Origin of the sequence: Dysgonomonas massiliensis (assembly GCF_900240225.1) — a bacterium.
Taxonomy (GTDB): domain Bacteria; phylum Bacteroidota; class Bacteroidia; order Bacteroidales; family Dysgonomonadaceae; genus Dysgonomonas; species Dysgonomonas massiliensis.
Window position 1 is genome coordinate 207810 of the sequence record NZ_OEPV01000006.1, and the last position, 17826, is coordinate 225635.

General features: G+C 38.0%; 15 protein-coding genes. 5 read left to right on the forward strand and 10 right to left on the reverse strand.

From position 1 onward, the window contains the following. Positions 1–92 precede the first annotated feature (92 nt). From C1A06_RS07890 to C1A06_RS07915, 6 genes are all read right to left on the reverse strand, one after another. The gene (locus tag C1A06_RS07890) at positions 93–656 is read right to left on the reverse strand and encodes an L-threonylcarbamoyladenylate synthase (protein ID WP_101689700.1); all 564 of its coding nucleotides are present in this window, start codon (positions 654–656) and stop codon (positions 93–95) included. Positions 657–664: 8 nt separating this feature from the next. Beyond that, entirely contained in the window at positions 665–1189 is a 525-nt protein-coding gene (locus C1A06_RS07895; RefSeq protein ID WP_101689701.1) for a GNAT family N-acetyltransferase, read from the reverse strand. 12 nt (positions 1190–1201) lie between these two features. Next, positions 1202–1645: a BT0820 family HAD-type phosphatase gene (locus C1A06_RS07900; protein WP_101689702.1), complete on the reverse strand. Its 444-nt coding sequence runs from the start codon at positions 1643–1645 to the stop codon at positions 1202–1204. Positions 1646–1669: 24 nt separating this feature from the next. Next, complete coding sequence (locus C1A06_RS07905) at positions 1670–2083, reverse strand: hypothetical protein (RefSeq protein ID WP_101689703.1); 414 nt, start codon at positions 2081–2083, stop codon at positions 1670–1672. 13 nt (positions 2084–2096) lie between these two features. After that, positions 2097–2720: a recombination mediator RecR gene (recR, locus tag C1A06_RS07910; protein ID WP_101689704.1), complete on the reverse strand. Its 624-nt coding sequence runs from the start codon at positions 2718–2720 to the stop codon at positions 2097–2099. Positions 2721–2841: 121 nt separating this feature from the next. Further along, the gene (locus C1A06_RS07915; protein WP_101689705.1) at positions 2842–4185 is read right to left on the reverse strand and encodes an MFS transporter; all 1344 of its coding nucleotides are present in this window, start codon (positions 4183–4185) and stop codon (positions 2842–2844) included. Between the two features lie 388 nt (positions 4186–4573). Between C1A06_RS07915 and C1A06_RS07920 the strand changes: the two genes are divergently transcribed. After that, entirely contained in the window at positions 4574–5788 is a 1215-nt protein-coding gene (locus tag C1A06_RS07920) for an L-serine ammonia-lyase (RefSeq protein WP_101689706.1), read from the forward strand. A 68-nt stretch (positions 5789–5856) separates the two neighbouring features. Here the strand turns inward: C1A06_RS07920 and C1A06_RS07925 are convergent, their stop codons facing one another. Further along, entirely contained in the window at positions 5857–6555 is a 699-nt protein-coding gene (locus C1A06_RS07925) for a MarC family protein (RefSeq protein WP_101689707.1), read from the reverse strand. 179 nt (positions 6556–6734) lie between these two features. Between C1A06_RS07925 and dnaK the strand changes: the two genes are divergently transcribed. Beyond that, positions 6735–8630 (forward strand): molecular chaperone DnaK, encoded by a 1896-nt coding sequence (gene dnaK, locus C1A06_RS07930; RefSeq protein WP_101689708.1) that lies wholly within the window; start codon positions 6735–6737, stop codon positions 8628–8630. A 345-nt stretch (positions 8631–8975) separates the two neighbouring features. Here the strand turns inward: dnaK and C1A06_RS07935 are convergent, their stop codons facing one another. From C1A06_RS07935 to C1A06_RS07945, 3 genes are all read right to left on the reverse strand, one after another. Then, positions 8976–11096, reverse strand: a complete 2121-nt coding sequence (locus tag C1A06_RS07935; RefSeq protein ID WP_101689709.1) for a S46 family peptidase — start codon at positions 11094–11096, stop codon at positions 8976–8978. Positions 11097–11127: 31 nt separating this feature from the next. Then, positions 11128–12642 (reverse strand): oligosaccharide flippase family protein, encoded by a 1515-nt coding sequence (locus C1A06_RS07940; protein ID WP_101689710.1) that lies wholly within the window; start codon positions 12640–12642, stop codon positions 11128–11130. Between the two features lie 71 nt (positions 12643–12713). Next, on the reverse strand, positions 12714–13892 hold the full coding sequence (locus C1A06_RS07945; protein WP_101689711.1) for a porin: 1179 nt from the start codon (positions 13890–13892) through the stop codon (positions 12714–12716). A 287-nt stretch (positions 13893–14179) separates the two neighbouring features. On the opposite strand from C1A06_RS07945, the gene C1A06_RS07950 reads away from it, so the two are divergent. From C1A06_RS07950 to C1A06_RS07960, 3 genes are read left to right on the forward strand one after another with little or no spacing between them, the layout of a single operon-like run. Beyond that, positions 14180–15985, forward strand: coding sequence for an AMP-dependent synthetase/ligase (locus tag C1A06_RS07950; protein WP_101689712.1), 1806 nt, complete (start codon positions 14180–14182; stop codon positions 15983–15985). Between the two features lie 32 nt (positions 15986–16017). Continuing rightward, on the forward strand, positions 16018–17148 hold the full coding sequence (gene hemW / locus C1A06_RS07955; RefSeq protein WP_101689713.1) for a radical SAM family heme chaperone HemW: 1131 nt from the start codon (positions 16018–16020) through the stop codon (positions 17146–17148). 42 nt (positions 17149–17190) lie between these two features. Next, on the forward strand, positions 17191–17817 hold the full coding sequence (locus C1A06_RS07960) for an inorganic pyrophosphatase (protein WP_101689714.1): 627 nt from the start codon (positions 17191–17193) through the stop codon (positions 17815–17817). Positions 17818–17826 lie beyond the last annotated feature (9 nt).

Below are 17826 nucleotides of genomic sequence, written 5' to 3' on the forward strand. Positions count from 1 at the left end.
TTTAGTGTAAGTGTGCAAATATACAACAGGAAAAAGAATTACCAAATAGTTTTAATGAACTTACTGCAAAAAGATGCAAAATTATCGGATATTTATTCGCGGATAATCTTGACTTGTCCCGAAGTTCCAAGTTTTATGATGCTTGATGGCTTAGACTTCGTCTTTTCGGTTTGTCTGAATTTTACGATATAATCTACTCCATTTTTTATTTCTTCGCTGATATCTTCGAATGATTGTGGTGATGGTTCGCCACTAATATTTGCAGATGTAGAAACTATAGCTTTGCGGAAACGTTGACAGAGTGTCTGAGAGAATTTTTCTTGAGTTACACGGATTGCTATGCTTCCGTCTTCGGCTACAAGATTAGGAGCTAGGTTGCGGGCATTGTCATAGATTACAGTCAGAGGCTTGTCTGCAATTTCTACTAAATCCCAAGCGATTCCTGGTACATCTTTTACGTAAAATTCGACTTTTGACATATTGTCTACCAGTGTGATAAGAGCCTTGCTGTCGACGCGTTTTTTGAGCTCGTAAACTTTCTTTACTGCTTCTTCGTTGGTCGCATCGCAGCCTATTCCCCAAATAGTGTCGGTAGGGTATAGAATCAATCCTCCGGCGTAGAGCACATCAAGTGCTTGTTTTATGTCTTCGTTCATCTGAATAGTTATTTATTGAGTTGTACAATATGTACATTTTCGAAAGTTCCTTTTTTTGTTTGCACCCAATTTGTTAAAACACCGGTCTCTTTGTACCCTGCATTTTGAAATAGACGCAAGCTGACTTCGTTGCTCGCTAATATATGAGCATAGAGTTGATGTAGAGCTAGGAAATTGAATGCGTATTCTTCTATTATTGTCAGAGCTTGTGCTGCATAGCCTTTGTTACGATAGCTAGCATCGATAAGTACGCCTATTCCTGCACGGCTGTTTCTGATATCGAAATCGTATAAATCGATAACTCCAACAGCAGATTTATCTTCCATTAATTCGATTATCAAGCGAAGTTGTTTGCTTTCGTATATATCGGTTTGCTGAGTCTCGTTTATGTATTGACGAAGAGCCATCCGCGAATATGGAGACAGTGAGTTCCCATGAATCCATAGGGGAGGGGTATTTTCCCATATATAGAGCATGTCCAAGTCTTCCGGCTCGAGAGCTCTGAGTTGCAATATAGAATTATTTAGTAACATCAGATTACTGATTTAATATCCCTTTTCAAACATTTCGCCCAAGCGGATAAAGAAATTCCTTTTTCGGCGTGGGTAATGCCTGTCTTCCTCCATCATTGTTTGGAGTGAGTTTCCGCTGAAGTCATTATCGTATATAAGATTGTATATTACTCCCCAATCGGGAAGTCCACCTACATTGCGGTCATCTATAAAGATATCGGCATTCAGCTTACGAGAAACGTTTTGAGGATCTTCGTCCGGATGGTTCTTGTTGACCGCATAAAAAACAAGCCCTTTGTTGGCGCAGTAATCTATAGCTTCCTGAAGTAATTCGCCATCACGAACAGACCATAGTAAGAGGGTGTGCCCTTTTTTTTGTAATTGTAAGAGCGTTTCAATTGCAAATGGAATGGGCTTGCCTATTCTGGGGTATTCATGTTCAACGATTGTACCATCAAAGTCTACTGCGATAATCATAGCTGTTGTTTTTTTAGAGATAAATTATAACTCTTCCTCTTCAGTTTTCTGTATGTTACTGCTCGGATAGCAGAACAGCATTGCTGCTAATACAACAATAGTCATATAGATAAAGTTTGTAGCTTCGAATAAATGAAATCCGATTATGTTGATTATTGCAGCTAAATCCAATATGCCTAAACGGATGAAATAAGCTTTTTTATATATTGTTTCAGTGGCGTATGCATCCAGGTTCTTGGTTTTAGACATCATGTTGTGAAATAGCTTCAGTGCTAATGGTATACTAGCAAGAGTTATGATGATCGCATATCTCTCGAAGGCAATGTCAGATTCTATATTAGTGCCAAAATCGGGACCTTTTACTTGTAAAAGGCCAAGGAATCCAATAATGAAAATAAGAAGATTGATCCAATATATGGTTTTAAATTGCTTATGCATATTTATTATGTTATTACATTCTGAACGAATCGTTGAATGGGGTTCGGTTGACGATAGAACGACCTAAGGTTATTTCGTCGGCATATTCTATTTCGTCACCAATCGATATTCCTCGTGCTATGATTGATATTTTAGGATTGTATGGTGCTAGTTTCTTGTTGATGTAAAAATTAGTCGTATCACCTTCCATTGTTGTGCTTAGTGCCAATATGATTTCTTTGATTTCTCCAGTAGATACACGCTCTACGAGACTTTCGATCTGTAGATCTGCAGGACCGATACCGTCTATTGGTGAAATGATGCCGCCAAGTACATGATACAATCCTTTGTACTGCATGGTGTTTTCTATAGCCATCACTTCTTTGATGTTTTCAACTACGCAGACTGTTGATGCGTCTCGTCTTGGATCGCTGCATATAGAGCATACTTCCTCGTCGCATACATTATGACAAACTTTGCAATAGTTGATTTCGTGTTTCAATCGAACAATAGCTTCAGCAAATGCGTCGACCGAATCTGTGTCGAGTCTCAGCATGTGCAGAATAAAACGTAATGCAGTTTTACGCCCTACACCTGGTAGTTTGGCAAACTCATTTACTGCATTTTCTAATAATATGGATGGATATTTTTGATTCATTATTTATACAGCACTCGTTTAAGAGGTTTGCAAAGATAATAATTTTAGAGTTATGAAATGTAAAAAGGCTTCCGTTAATGTGACGGAAGCCTTTTCTTATATTCTATTAATATGTAGATGATTAGTCTTCTACAGGTATGTCTTTGTTAACGTTCTTGCAGCCAACTAGCGCGTAGTATAACAAATAAGCTAGTCCTGCAACGATTACCCAGTAGCTAGCTAGATATCCAGCTTGGTCGGCAACCCAGTTTTGGAAGAATGGAAGGATACCTCCACCAACAACCATCATCATGAAGATTCCTGATGCTGTTGCAACATATTTTCCAAGTCCTTCTACTGCAAGGTTAAAGATTCCACCCCACATGATTGAAGTACAAAGTCCACAAAGTACTAAGAATAGTGCATTGATAGGAACTTGTACCATTCCAAACGCAGATCCGTTAAATACAGGCATAGATACTAGAGTCTCAATAGGAGAGAAGATAGCAGCTAATACCAATACTAAACCTGTACTAGATACAGCCGTAAGCATCATCTTACTAGAAATCTTAGAACCGATAGCACTACCGATAAAACGTCCCACAAGCATCAAGAACCAATATGTAGCAGCTACCGAACCTCCGATTGCAGAAGCATTTGCCGGATCTAAGCCTGCTCCGCTTGCGCTTGTGTCTGATAAGAAGAAGTTCAATGTGCCCGGTACACCGATTTCGATACCTACATAGATAAAGATAGCAATAACACCAAGTTTAAGGTGACGGAAGCTCCATGGACTATATTTGTCTTTTTCTTTAACTACAGCTTTTTCTGTACTAGCTTTTACTAAATGTGGTTCAGGGATAGCAACCATTGAAAGTATGATGAATGCAAATGCAAATACACCCATTGCGATGAATAGAAGTGGATTTACGTTAGACATTGCAGTCGAAGCTGTAACTTGTCCAATCATAGCACCTACCATAAGTGGAGTAAGTGTTCCTGCTAATGAATTGAATGTACCTCCTACTTGGATTAATTGGTTTCCTTTGTTACCACCACCTGCAAGCGTGTTTAGCATAGGGTTTACTACAGTATTAAGCATACATACGCTGAAACCGCAGATAAATGCACCTAGTAGATAGATGATGAAGTTTGTAGGTAGTCCGAATGATGTAGAGTTAACTCCTAATACACCAGATAGGTATTGAGTGAAGATACCTAAGAATCCAACCACGATCGCCGCTAGGGCTGTTTTTTTATATCCGTGTTTTGCTAGTAATTTACCTGCAGGTATACCCATGAAAAAGTAAGCTGCAAAGTTCATTAGGTTACCCATCATTCCTAGCATGTTCGATCCTTCGAACTTACCTTTCCATATAACTCCGATAGGAGCAGCAAGGTTGGTCACAAACGCGATCATTGCGAAAAGGAATATCATCACAATGATTGGTAGTGTGTAATTCTTTTTTTGTACGTCAGTAGTCATAATTAATTGTTTTCTTCGTTTTTGGTTTATATTTGGTTTCTCTTGTTTAAATTGTTTTCGGATGAGCTTTAACAAAATAAGATCAAGAAGTAATACTGTTGCGTTAGTTGTTACTTCTTGATCTTATCGGATGATGCCTGTTTAGGCTATCATAGTTTTCATGGTTAATTAGGGTATATGAAGATTGTTTCATTTTTATTTTACATAGCAAAATTACTCATCTAAAATGAAGTTGACCTAATTATAAAATATGTTTTAAAACATTTCACAATATTAATAAAAATAATTTCTATATATCCATTTTAATAGGTTATATTTACATAATAAACGATATAAAAAATTAAAAAATATTATAAAGACTCGTTAATTCTTCATAATTCCCAAGGCTATGAAATCTATAAAATACATTTACAAAATTGGTTATGGTCCATCCAGTAGTCATACTATGGGGCCACAGAAAGCAGCTGTAATGTTCAAAGAACGTAATCCGCAGGCCGCTTCGTTCAGAGTAACATTGTATGGAAGTCTGGCTGCAACCGGAAAAGGTCACTTAACTGATACAGCAATTATAAGTACGCTTGAGCCAGTTGAATGTGAAATAGTCTGGAAACCTGAAGAGAATAAACCTTTCCATCCGAATGCATTATTGTTTGAAGCTTTAGATGCAGAACGCAATGTTTTTGACGAATGGTTGATATATAGTATTGGTGGAGGCGACTTAGCCGACGAAAATTCTAGAATAGATGAAGCTGTCGTTTACGACAAAAGCAAGATGAAAGATATTCTTGCATGGTGTCAGGAAACGGGTAAAACCTATTGGGAGTATGTCGAAGATAGAGAAGGACGTGATGAAATTGTCGAATATCTGACAGAAGTTTGGGAAACAATGCAAGAGGCTATACGTATAGGGCTCGATGCCGAAGGGCTTCTTCCGGGATGTTTGGGCTTGCAACGAAAAGCTTCAACTTATTTTGTGAAAGCAAAAGGATATTCGGGTTCTATGAAAAGTAGGGCATTGATATACTCATATGCTTTGGCAGTCTCGGAACAAAATGCGTCGGGCGGAAAAATAGTAACAGCACCTACTTGCGGATCATGCGGAGTTCTACCTGCAGTACTTTATCATCTGAAAACAGCTCATGGTGTAAGCGACCAAAAAATAATAAGAGCTTTGATGACTGCCGGCTTGTTTGGTAATGTCGTTAAATATAACGCTTCGATATCAGGAGCCGAAGTCGGTTGTCAGGGCGAGGTCGGTGTGGCTTGTGCTATGGCAGCAGCGGCTGCAGCTCAGTTGTTTGGCGGTTCGACAAAACAGATCGAATATGCTGCCGAAATGGGATTGGAACATCATCTGGGATTGACATGCGATCCAGTGTGTGGGCTAGTTCAGGTGCCATGTATCGAACGTAATGCCTTTGCGGCTGTTCGTGCACTGGATTCATGCTCGTATGCCATGTTATCGGATGGAACACACTTAATTAAATTTGATAAGGTAGTCATCACGATGAAACAAACCGGACATGATTTGCCTTCATTGTATAAAGAAACATCTACTGGAGGGTTGGCAATACATCATGGAAGAGATGATTGGGAAGAATAGTCCGTTATGATATTAATAATAAAGAGCCCTGTTTCGTAAAGGAATAGGGCTCTCTTGTATTTGTAAGCTTAGAATATCTTTATACTGAATAGAGCGGATATTGCTTGCAGTAATATCTGTAACCCTATACAGAATGTAATAAAGGCTATGAGTTTGTTGATGATTATATGTCCGGATGGACCTAATCGTTTCACTATTAGTCTGGTTTGGGTAGCCGTGATATATAGTAACAAACATATGCCAATGATAGCTATTGCAATAATAGCAGAACTAATAAGAGTGTGCAGTAATGAGGAATTTTGCATCGTAGCATTTGCCATCATTGTCAGAATAACGGAAATACTACCGGCACCCATAATGATAGGGAACGTTATCGGATAAAATAATTGTTTTCTAATCTTACTGAGTGTAATATTGGCAGTTGCTTCTTCTTGTTCGTCCTTTTCACTTTTCTCGCTTTCCTCATTTGGAGCCGCAAGTAATTCCAATCCTGTTTTGCAGATAACGATTCCCCCCGCCAATTGAATGACAGAAATATGTAGTCCGAAAAGGAATAATACTAATCTGCCGAGTAGGAGAGTCCCCAATCCTATAAATATACAATATGTTACTATCTTTTTTATAAGTTTCTTGCGTTCGGTCTCGGGAACGCCATGTAGAAAGCTATTGATAAGAAATCCGTTTCCTATAGGGTTGACTATGGGAAAGAGTGTAATTAATGAGGTTACGAGTGTTACTCCAAGCTCTCTGATGATCGTTATATCCATATCTTGAATCGTTTGTTTTAAACTGCCAAATAGTCATGCCTTGTCATAAAGTTTAATGTTGATTAATTTTTGGCATAGGATTTGATTATTTACAAGTGTTGCTATCAACGACAATAAAGATAGCCGAAAAAGATAGATTTAAAAAACAGAAAATAATAAACAAATAAATAATATTTAAAATGGGAAAAATTATAGGAATCGACTTAGGTACAACAAACTCGTGTGTATCTGTGATGGAAGGTAACGAGCCTATCGTTATCGCCAACAATGAAGGTAAACGTACAACACCTTCGGTAGTAGCTTTCATTGACGGAGGCGAACGTAAAGTAGGTGATCCTGCAAAACGTCAGGCAATCACTAACCCTGAAAAAACTATATACTCAATCAAACGTTTCATGGGTGAAACATGGGATCAAGCAGCAAGCGAAGTTCCACGCGTACCTTATAAACTAGTGAAAGGTGATAATAACACTCCGCGTGTAGATATCGACGGAAGATTATATACTCCACAAGAAATTTCGGCAATGATTCTTCAAAAAATGAAGAAAACAGCTGAAGATTATCTTGGACAAGAAGTAAACGAAGCTGTAATTACAGTTCCAGCTTACTTTAACGATGCTCAACGTCAGGCTACTAAAGAAGCCGGAGAAATTGCAGGTTTGAAAGTTGCTCGTATCGTAAACGAACCAACAGCTGCAGCTCTTGCTTATGGTCTTGACAAAGCTCATAAAGATATGAAGATCGCAGTGTTTGACCTTGGTGGAGGTACTTTCGATATCTCAATCCTAGAACTAGGTGATGGAGTATTTGAAGTGAAATCTACAAATGGTGATACTCACCTTGGTGGTGATGACTTCGATAACGTAATCATCAATTGGTTGGCTGAAGAATTCCAAAACGAAGAAGGTCTTGACTTGCGTAAAGATCCGATGGCTCTTCAACGTTTGAAAGAAGCTGCAGAAAAAGCAAAAATCGAGCTTTCGAGCACAACTTCAACTGAGATCAACCTACCATATATTATGCCGGTTAATGGTATTCCAAAGCACTTGGTTAAAACATTATCTCGTGCTAAATTCGAACAATTGGCTGATAGCTTGATCCGTAAATCAATCGAACCTTGTCGTCAAGCATTGAAAGATGCTGGATACTCAGCAAGCGATATCGATGAAGTGATCCTTGTAGGAGGTTCTACTCGTATCCCTGCAATCCAAGCTGAAGTTGAGAAATTCTTCGGAAAAGCTCCTTCGAAAGGTGTAAACCCAGATGAAGTAGTTGCAGTAGGTGCTGCTATTCAAGGTGCAGTTTTAACTGGTGATGTGAAAGACGTTCTTCTTCTAGACGTAACTCCACTTTCATTAGGTATAGAAACAATGGGTGGTGTGATGACAAAATTGATTGAGTCGAACACAACAATCCCTACACGTAAGAGCGAAACATTCTCGACTGCTGCCGACAATCAACCATCAGTACAAATCAATGTACTACAAGGTGAGCGTCCGATGGCGAAAGATAACAAACAAATTGGTGTATTCAACTTAGATGGTATACCTGCAGCTCCACGTGGCGTGCCTCAAATCGAAGTAACATTCGACATCGATGCTAACGGTATATTGAGCGTATCGGCAAAAGATAAAGCAACAGGTAAAGAGCAATCAATCCGTATCGAAGCTTCTTCGGGATTGAGCGATGCTGAAATTCAACGTATGAAGGATGAAGCTGCTGCTAATGCTGAATCGGATAAGAAAGAAAAAGAAAGAATCGACAAATTGAACCAAGCTGACTCAATGATTTTCCAAACAGAAAAACAATTGAACGAACTTGGTGATAAGATTCCTGCTGATCAGAAAGCTCCGATCGAAGCAGCTCTTACAAAATTGAAAGATGCTCATAAAGCACAAGATATCGACGCTATCGACAAAGCTATCGAAGAGTTGAATAACTTGCTTCACGCAATGAGCCAAAATATGTACAATCAGCAACAACAAGGTGGTGCTGATGCAGGACAACAAGCTTCGTCAGAAAACAGCCAAGATGGCGACAATGTGACTGACGTAGATTTTGAAGAAGTGAAATAATAGATTAGTTTAGAGTTTAGGAGAAAAGGCCTCGTCTGAAAAGATGAGGCTTTTTTGTTTTTTGTAAGAAACTTTATCTATACATAGAAGAAGAGTTCATTGAAAGAATAAAAGTATCGTAATAAAAACAGTAAAGAAAATCTGTACACAAGTGTTACTTTTTAACAGAATGCCCCTCTTATCCCCTGAAAGGGAAGATATAAGAAAAAGCCCCATTAGGGGTTTAGGGTAAAATCAATATAGTGGCGAATATTTGTAGTAAAGTGTTACTTTTTGCGAGTGAGGCAAAATAAATAGGCTGACTCTCAAACAGAGTCAGCCTATTTAAAAGTTGTATTGTAATTCTTATTTAGCTATAGTCAATTCATCAACTAAGCGAGGGCATCCCATAACTTTATCGATTACATAAAGTACATAACGGATATCAACATTGATACAACGTTGTACATCATTGTCGAAAGTAATGTCACCGCTCAATGATTCCCAGTTTCCGTCGAAAGCAAGTCCGATAAGATGTGCATTTTTATCGAATACCGGACTACCCGAGTTTCCTCCAGTAATATCGTTGTTCGATAGGAAGTTTACATGCATCGATCCGTCTTTGTCAGCATAGCGACCGAAGTCTTGTTTGCGAAGATGATCTAGAATGTAATCTTGTACGTGGAATTCAGGATCGTCCTTAATGTATTTCTCGAAGATGCCTTTAGGGGTAGTGTAATAATTGTAAGTAACAGCATCGGCAGGTTTGTAACCTCTAACTGTGCCATAGCTCAGGCGTTGAGTGAAAGTAGCATCAGGATAGAATGCCTTGTTAGGCTCCATTTCCATAAGACCGGCCATGAACAAGCGACTACCTTTGCTAAGCTTATCAGCATATGGTTCGATGTCAGCATATATATTCATCATTGGCTGTTGCATAGTGCTTACCAATTCCATTGCTGGATCAACGTAAGTTGAATCTTCTTTGACTTTTGCAATGTATTCGTGGATACCTTTTAGTGAAGTGAATTTGCTGTTTGCATATACCCAATCAGCATATTTGTTGTAGTCGCCACCGAATCTTGTTTGGATAGTATCATAGATAGCAGGTTGGTATTTCTTCGGAACACGTTCAGCATATAGCTTCAATAATGTAGGCATCAATTTGTGATCCAGTGCAGCTTCATAGTCTTTGTACAGACCTCCAAGTTTTGCATCTACAGTTTCGCCGATCTTGTCGCCGTCATTTCTTTGAGCTCTTTTGAATGTATTGACCAAACGAACGATCTCAATACCATTGTTGAATGTTTCAGAGAAGTATGTAAGGTATTTCGCCGCATCCATTGTTTGCGTATAACCTTCGTCAAGCATCGAAAGCGTTTCAGCATATTTCGTGTTGTTTGTCGATTGTACCCAACTTTGGAATTTGTTTTCAAGAGTTTGTTTTTGAGGAATGACTCCAAGCTTAGCAATTGCTTCGTTCATACCCATTGCATTCTTCCAGTAGTTAGAGCTTTGAGCGTATTTTGCAGCATATTTGATACGGATAGCATCGCTTGCATTCATAGCCTCGCGCCAGATCGCTTGCTTTTCGCCACGAACTTCAATACGAGGTTTGTGTTCCGATTCGACCATTTGTTTGATGCCGAATGATGACATATAGCGCTCTGTGCTTCCAGGGAAACCGATAGTCATCGCGTAGTCGCCTTCTTTGTATCCTTTCAGTGATACAGGAACCGAATATTTAGGTTTGTAAGGAACATTATCTTTGCTGTAATTTGCTGCTTTGTTGTCTTTGTTGGCATACACGCGGAATACCGAGAAATCGCCAGTGTGACGAGGCCACATCCAGTTGTCAGTTTCGTCTCCATATTTACCGATTGATTGCGGTGGAGTGAATACCAAGCGTACATCGTTGAATACTTCATAAACAACAAGGTAGTATTTGTTCTTTGTATAGAAAGGGATGATTTTAGCACTGATGAATTCCTGACCTTCGTATTGTTTCAGGTATTCGCTGATTTTAGCAGTAGCTTTAGCTTCGCGAGCTTCTTCGCTATCGGCATCAGTAACGTCTGCCAATACATAGTCAGTCACATCCTCAGTCTTTTGAAGGTAAGAGATTGTTAATCCCGGAGCGTATAGCTCCTCTTCGAATGTTTGGCTTACGAAACCGTCTTTCAGGTAATCGTGTTCAACCGAACTCAACTCTTGAATATTACCGAAACCACAATGGTGGTTTGTAAAGATCAGTCCCTTGTCAGATACAGATACGCCTGTACAGCCACGACCGAAGATAACGACGGCATCTTTTAATGAAGGATTTTCTTCACTATACAATTTATTGATTGGGTATTTGAATCCCAATTCTTTCATCTTTGCAGCACTCTGCCTGTTCAGCTCTTTTAGTAGCCACATTCCCTCGTCAGCATACATATTGGATGTAAGCAGAAGGATAGAAGCTATTGCTAGTAATAATTTTCTCATGTTCTACTGATTAATAATGGTTTATTTGGTTTTATTTACGTTTAAAGAATTTGCCTATAAAAGGCAGTTTACTAATTTGAATATCTTCTTTTTTGAAGATGAATACAATATACAGAGCCAGTATTGCTGTGCGATGCAATGTCCGCAAAATATCATTTTCGATAGGAATATACATTGCTGCGGCGAAGAGTATACCGGCAACGATGAAGTAATAGCATATCGATTTCAGATCGTATTGTATCGGATAATATTTTTGACCTATATAATATGAAATACTCATGATGATAAAATTGCTAATGAGTGTAGCCCATGCACTGGCAATATAGCCAAACATCGGTACGAAAATGATGTTCATTGTAATTTGCAGAATGCAGCCCATCACGGAGAAGTAAGCTCCGAACTTAGTATTGTCTGTCAGTTTGTACCAGACTGAAAGATTGAAGTAAATTCCAAACAGAATTTCACCCATCATGGCTGTTGGTAGGATGTTGAGACCCACTACGTAATTTTTTCCTATCAAAGTCAAAATGTATGTAATGATGTCTATATAAAATAGTATACCGAGGAAAATTACCAAAGAGAATAGTACAAAGTACTTCATCGCATCAGCATACGACTGAGTATTGTCTTTATCTTTATTTACACCGAAGAAGAAGGGCTCGTAAGCATAGCGAAAGGCTTGAATAAACATCGTTATGACTCCGGCTATCTTTAGATTGCTGGTGTAAATGCCCAATTGGCGGAATGCCTCAGATGGATCATCAAACAGATAAGGATAGGTAATCTGTGCTACTACTTGACTCACTACGCCGGCAATACCTAGTATTAGAAGAGGGGCTGAGTATTTTAGCATTCGCTTTAGAATACTTCGGTCGAACCAGAGTTTCAGGTCTTTCATTGTAGCTGGTATCAGCATAATTAGGACAAGTAATGCCGATAGTAGGTTGGCTAGGAATATATAGCCTATGCCGTAATTAGGATTGTAGAACCAACTGATTAGCTCAGGGTTCGATTTATGTATTGCAGGACATACGAGTAAGAAAAACAGATTGAGGATAATGTTCGAGAAAATAAACATCAATCGGAATAGCATGAACTGTTTAGCTTTCTTCTTATATCTGAGATATGCGTAAGGAATAACCATAAAAGCATCCATTGCAACTACAACGGCCATCATCAGGATATGATCGTTATGATCAGGATATTTTATCCAAGATGCTATCGGGTTGATGAATATAAAGCAAAGGGCAATGAATAAAATAGAAGTAGATGCTAATGATATGAGTGATGTAGAATATACGCGACGCGGATCGTCCTGATTGTTATTCATAAATCGGAAAAAACCGGTTTCCATACCATAAGTCAGCAGTACCAATAATAAAGCGACGTATCCGTATATTGCACTCATCTTACCCAATTCGGTAGGATCGGCAAATATATACATGTACAAAGGATTCAGACACCAATTGAGTGCACGACCAACAATACTGCTCAATCCATAGATTGCAGTATCCTTGACCAGTCCTTTCATCCCTTTTGCAGCCATAATTTATTGTTTAGCTACAAAAGTAATAGATATTTTAGGGAAATGGATTTATTGCTCGGCTAAAATCATTTTTAAAATACAGGTAAAGTGTATATAAATCCTACACTTACTCTGTTTTCTGAATAATTGTCAGCTTCGAATGATTTAGCTTTTTCTTTGAATTTGTGGTATTTGCCTACATAAGCAAGGAAGAAATGCAAATTGCTCTTTTGCATCGGGTAGTATTCAACTCCCGTTTGATAACCAAATAGAGTTTTATATGTTCCTTTTTCAATCTCTTTGTGGCTTTTATTGACAGAAGTAACATCAAGAGAAGTTCTACCGAATATATTCCACTTAGGTGTCAGGCGGTAATCAATTTGGTATACAATTCCTTTGTAGTCTACGTCTAAAGCATTGTGACCATTGATTCCTCCGGTGAGAGCTGTTATGACACCATTGTCATCAATGTCTTTCGTGTAGTAATTCAAATCGAGATACATGCTGAATTTGTCAATATTCAGTTGATTTCCCATTGTGTAATAATATGCTTGTTTACCTTTGGCTTGGCTCATTAACGATGCTGACCACCTTGTAAAGAATGTATTGCTGAAATTTCCGTTCCAATTCAAGGTGTATATAAAAGGAAGTGAAATGTCTTTAAATCCAGGTCCGTAAGCTTCGTCAATATTACTTTTCATGCGGCTGTTCACAATCTGAAATTGTAATTCGTGGCTTTTGGTGACATTATATATGATATTTACTCCAGTCATAAATCCGTATAAGCTAAGCAGCGTTTCCGAATAGTCGTAGATCATAATTGGGTTGAGATCATATTCAAATCCTCCGTATGATACGGCTTGTTTTCCTATGAATGTAGACCATTTATCTGAAAGCTTAATTCCTAATCCCAGTACATCTAGCGATGCAGGAAGATTGTCTATATTTCCATTGCTGCTATTGCCTTCATTCAGTTTTTGGCGATATCTGAATGATAACCAATTTGTGAGATTGCCTTTGATGTCAATTCTTGCTTCACGCATGTTGAATTTGCCCGAAGTTTTCGAATCGAGCATATCAAGGTCGAATCCAGCGCGTAAGTGAAGATCAATACTTATATTTTTATGTTCTTTCTCTTTTCCCGATATTCCTTCGTATAGAGATTTGCCTTCTTCCACCCAATCGGTGATACTAGAAGCTTCTTGACTAAAGAGATTAAATGAAGTAGTGATTGCGATGACAGTGATGACGAAACGTTTTTGTAGACTCATTATTTTAGGGGTCTATTACTTAATGCTTATATTAAAAATGTAAATGTTTTTTTTCGGCTGCAAACTTAATAAAAAAAGAAAGTAGCCTATATAATATCTATCTAAATAGTATGATTCTATTAGTGAAAATAAATATCTAAATAGTTTTTGTCTTTATAATTGTTTGATAATAAGACGTATGTTGTCTAGGCAACAACTGTTCTGTGAACTATAAAAGTGCTTTTTTTTTATACAATTTAGTATTAAAAGAGTAACTTTGCGGCAACATATATCAACTAAAGATTAGCATGAAGTATTATCATCTATCCATATTGCCTCACAAGCAGGCTCAGAAATATGGCAAACGTACAGCCTTAAAGTATTATAACGAAACAGATAAAAAGTGGAAAAGCATATCTTGGCGTAATTTCTCTCGCGATATTATGCGTGTAGCATGGTCGATGGCCGAGTTGGGGGTAAAAGAAGAAGATCGCATTGGAGTTTATTCTCAGAATGTACCGCAATATCTAATAACTGACTTTGCTTCGTTTGCAAATAGATGTATTGCTATTCCTATCTATGCTACATCTTCGACCAGTCAGGTTGAATACATCGTAAATGATGCTCAGATTAAATTGCTATTTGTTGGAGACCAATTTCAATATAACAACGCATATAAGGTTCAGCAGGACTCATCGGTGTTAGAACACTTAGTAATTTACAATCCTGAGGTCGTAAAACATCCTGCAGATAAGACGTCGATTTATTTTGATGAGTTTATCGCTATGGGCGAAAACTCGAATGCGGAAGTAACCGTTCGTGTCCGTACTAAATCTCGTAAAGATTCGGATGTTGCATGTATAATCTATACGTCTGGTACAACCGGAGAACCAAAAGGAGTAGTCTTGACTCATGCTACATTTTTAGAAGTCTTCCGTATCCATGATATAAGACTTCCGCATATGACAGACAAAGAACGCTCAATGTGCTTTTTGCCATTGGCCCATGTTTTTGAAAAGGCATGGTCATTTTATGCACTGCATAAAGGAATGCGTATTATTGTGAATAAAGATGCTCCGAATATTCAGAAATCGATAAAACAGATGAATCCTACAGTAATGTGTAGTGTGCCCCGTTTTTGGGAAAAGGTATATTCTGGAGTACAAGAGAAGATTAATAGTTCGAAGGGTCTGATGAAATGGCTCTATACGCATTCTATACGTACCGGGAAAAAATATAATCTTGATTATAAGAATAAAGGACTCAAAGCTCCTTTAGGTACATCTATAAAGTTCTTTTTCTATAAAAATACAGTATTCAGAGTGCTCAAAATGGTTATCGGTATACAGCGGGGCAAGATGTTCCCATGTGCAGGTTCTCCATTGTCAGATACTGTAAATGAATTTCTTCAGTCAGTAGATATTCCTATTGTTGTAGGATATGGTTTGACTGAAACTTGCGCCACTGTTACTTGTTATCCTCCAAATGAACCTTTTGTTTTAAGTTCAGTAGGTGTAATAATGCCGGGTTTAGAAGTGAAAATCGGTGAAAATAATGAAATACTGGTAAAAGGTAAAACGGTAATGCGTGAGTATTACAATAAACCCGAAGAAACAGCAGCAGTATTTACTGAAGATGGCTTTTTCAGAACTGGTGATGCCGGAACGTATGAAAATGGAGTGTTGACTATTACTGAACGAATTAAAGATTTGTATAAAACATCTAACGGAAAATACATTGCACCTCAGGCTATTGAAACAAGAGTCTCTGAGGATAAATTCTTTGATACAGTAGTTGTTATTGCCGATGATCGTAAATTCGTGAGTGCGCTGATTGTTCCTGATTTTCCCATATTGAAAGAATATGCTGATGAGAATGGTATCAAATATAATGATATTAACGATCTGATCGAGAATGAAGAAATCTTGCGTATGCTTGATGGACGTATTGAGTTGAAGCAGGCTAGTTTTGCTCCATTTGAGAAAATAAAGAGGTACAGATTAATAGCCGAACCTTTCACAATGGAAGGCGGTGAGCTTACAAATACATTGAAAGTAAAACGGAAAGCTGTAGCTCAGAAGTATAAAGATCTTATTGATACGATGTATGAATAAAGTGTATTCAGTACTAATTTCTGTTTGCTGATATGGCTGGTATATATATACATGTCCCATTCTGTAAGACAAGATGTATCTATTGTGATTTCTATACTGGAACGGATAACTCGAAAAGAAGGCAATATGTTGATGCAGTTGTAAAAGAATTGTCAGTCCGAAAAGATTATGTTGAAGGTGAACCTATCCGAACTATATATTTCGGAGGAGGGACACCTTCTCAATTATATTTCGAAGAGTTTAAACGCATATTCGACTCTATTTATCAGAATTATACGGTTGAGTCGAACGCCGAGATAACATTCGAAGCCAATCCTGATGATTTGACTGCCGGTTTCTTTGATTCCATCGCCAAGTTGCCATTCAATAGGCTTAGTATTGGTATCCAGACATTCAGCGACCCTGAATTGAAATTTCTAAATCGCCGACATTCTGCACAAGCGGCAATAGATGCTGTAAAACTAGCACAAAGCAGAGGTTTTGATAACATAAGTATAGATTTGATATATGGTCTTCCCGATCAAACTATTGATGTGTGGAATCGAAACTTGGATATTGCTTTGTCATTAGATATTCAGCATGTATCGGCATATCATCTTATTTATGAAGAAAGAACGGCACTATATAGAATGTTAAAAAAACATAAAGTGTCGGAAGTTGATGAAGAACTAAGCAACGACATGTTCTCATTGATGATTGATCGCTTGCGAAAAGGAGGATTTGAACATTACGAAATTTCAAATTTTGCTAGAGACAGCAAATATTCGAAACATAATACTTCGTATTGGTTGGGAGAGAAGTATCTGGGAATTGGACCTTCAGCGCACTCTTTCAATGGAAAAGATCGGGCTTGGAATGTCTCATCACTAACTAAGTATATCAATGCTTTGGACAAAGATAAGCTTGATGTTGAGTACGAGATATTGGATTTAGATAAGCAATATAATGATTTTATATTGACTGGTCTGAGAACAAAATGGGGTGTTGATTTAAAAACTTTGGAATCGCGTTTCGGTAGCAAAATGTTAGAATACTGCTTGAGGTATGCAAAGCGATATTTGAAGAGTGAATGCTTGAAAGAAGTAGATGGAAGGCTGATCTTGACAGACAAAGGAGTTTTTATTTCTGATGGTATTATGAGTGATTTGATATTTGTTAAGTGATAAAATGTCGTATATTTGCTAAATATTAATAGTATTTAAAAAATGAGAAGATATAAAGCACACCCTTGGCACGGCATTTCACTCGGCGAAAATTGTCCTGAAGTTGTAAATGCTTTCATCGAAATTGTTCCTACTGATACTGTAAAGTATGAAGTAGATAAAGTAACCGGATACCTATCTATCGACCGTCCTCAGCGTTTCTCAAATATTGTACCAGCATTATACGGATTTTTACCACAAACGTATTGTGGCGATAAAGTTGCTGAGCTGACAAACGAGCAGATGAAAAGAACAGACGTGAAAGGTGATGGTGACCCAATAGATATTTGTGTACTCACTGAAAAAGATATTACCCATGGTGATATCATTGTGAAAGCACGTGTTATCGGTGGATTACGTCTGTTGGATCAAGATAAAGCCGATGATAAGCTAATTGCTGTTCTTGAAGGTGATGCAATATATAGCTCGTATCAGGATATCAAAGATGTACCGTTTATGGTGATTGATCGTCTTCGCCATTATTTTACTACATATAAAGATATACCCGGAGAGAAAGAACCTCGATGTGTGCTTCTCCATATATATAATGCGGCTACAGCACGCGATGTTGTTCGTAGAGCTGCAGATGATTATCAGAACTTGATTAAAGATCATAAATTTGACGAATAATTTCTTGTA

Excerpts from the sequence above, each read along its gene's own strand:
- C1A06_RS07950 (WP_101689712.1), top strand. The coding sequence starts at position 14,180 with ATGAAGTATTATCATCTATCCATATTGCCTCACAAGCAGGCTCAGAAA.
- C1A06_RS07925 (WP_101689707.1), bottom strand. The coding sequence starts at position 6,555 with ATGGATATAACGATCATCAGAGAGCTTGGAGTAACACTCGTAACCTCA.
- C1A06_RS07900 (WP_101689702.1), bottom strand. The coding sequence starts at position 1,645 with ATGATTATCGCAGTAGACTTTGATGGTACAATCGTTGAACATGAATAC.
- C1A06_RS07920 (WP_101689706.1), top strand. The coding sequence starts at position 4,574 with ATGAAATCTATAAAATACATTTACAAAATTGGTTATGGTCCATCCAGT.
- C1A06_RS07935 (WP_101689709.1), bottom strand. The coding sequence starts at position 11,096 with ATGAGAAAATTATTACTAGCAATAGCTTCTATCCTTCTGCTTACATCC.
- C1A06_RS07895 (WP_101689701.1), bottom strand. The coding sequence starts at position 1,189 with ATGTTACTAAATAATTCTATATTGCAACTCAGAGCTCTCGAGCCGGAA.
- C1A06_RS07915 (WP_101689705.1), bottom strand. The coding sequence starts at position 4,185 with ATGACTACTGACGTACAAAAAAAGAATTACACACTACCAATCATTGTG.
- C1A06_RS07905 (WP_101689703.1), bottom strand. The coding sequence starts at position 2,083 with ATGCATAAGCAATTTAAAACCATATATTGGATCAATCTTCTTATTTTC.
- hemW (WP_101689713.1), top strand. The coding sequence starts at position 16,018 with ATGGCTGGTATATATATACATGTCCCATTCTGTAAGACAAGATGTATC.
- C1A06_RS07960 (WP_101689714.1), top strand. The coding sequence starts at position 17,191 with ATGAGAAGATATAAAGCACACCCTTGGCACGGCATTTCACTCGGCGAA.
- C1A06_RS07945 (WP_101689711.1), bottom strand. The coding sequence starts at position 13,892 with ATGAGTCTACAAAAACGTTTCGTCATCACTGTCATCGCAATCACTACT.
- dnaK (WP_101689708.1), top strand. The coding sequence starts at position 6,735 with ATGGGAAAAATTATAGGAATCGACTTAGGTACAACAAACTCGTGTGTA.
- C1A06_RS07940 (WP_101689710.1), bottom strand. The coding sequence starts at position 12,642 with ATGGCTGCAAAAGGGATGAAAGGACTGGTCAAGGATACTGCAATCTAT.
- recR (WP_101689704.1), bottom strand. The coding sequence starts at position 2,720 with ATGAATCAAAAATATCCATCCATATTATTAGAAAATGCAGTAAATGAG.
- C1A06_RS07890 (WP_101689700.1), bottom strand. The coding sequence starts at position 656 with ATGAACGAAGACATAAAACAAGCACTTGATGTGCTCTACGCCGGAGGA.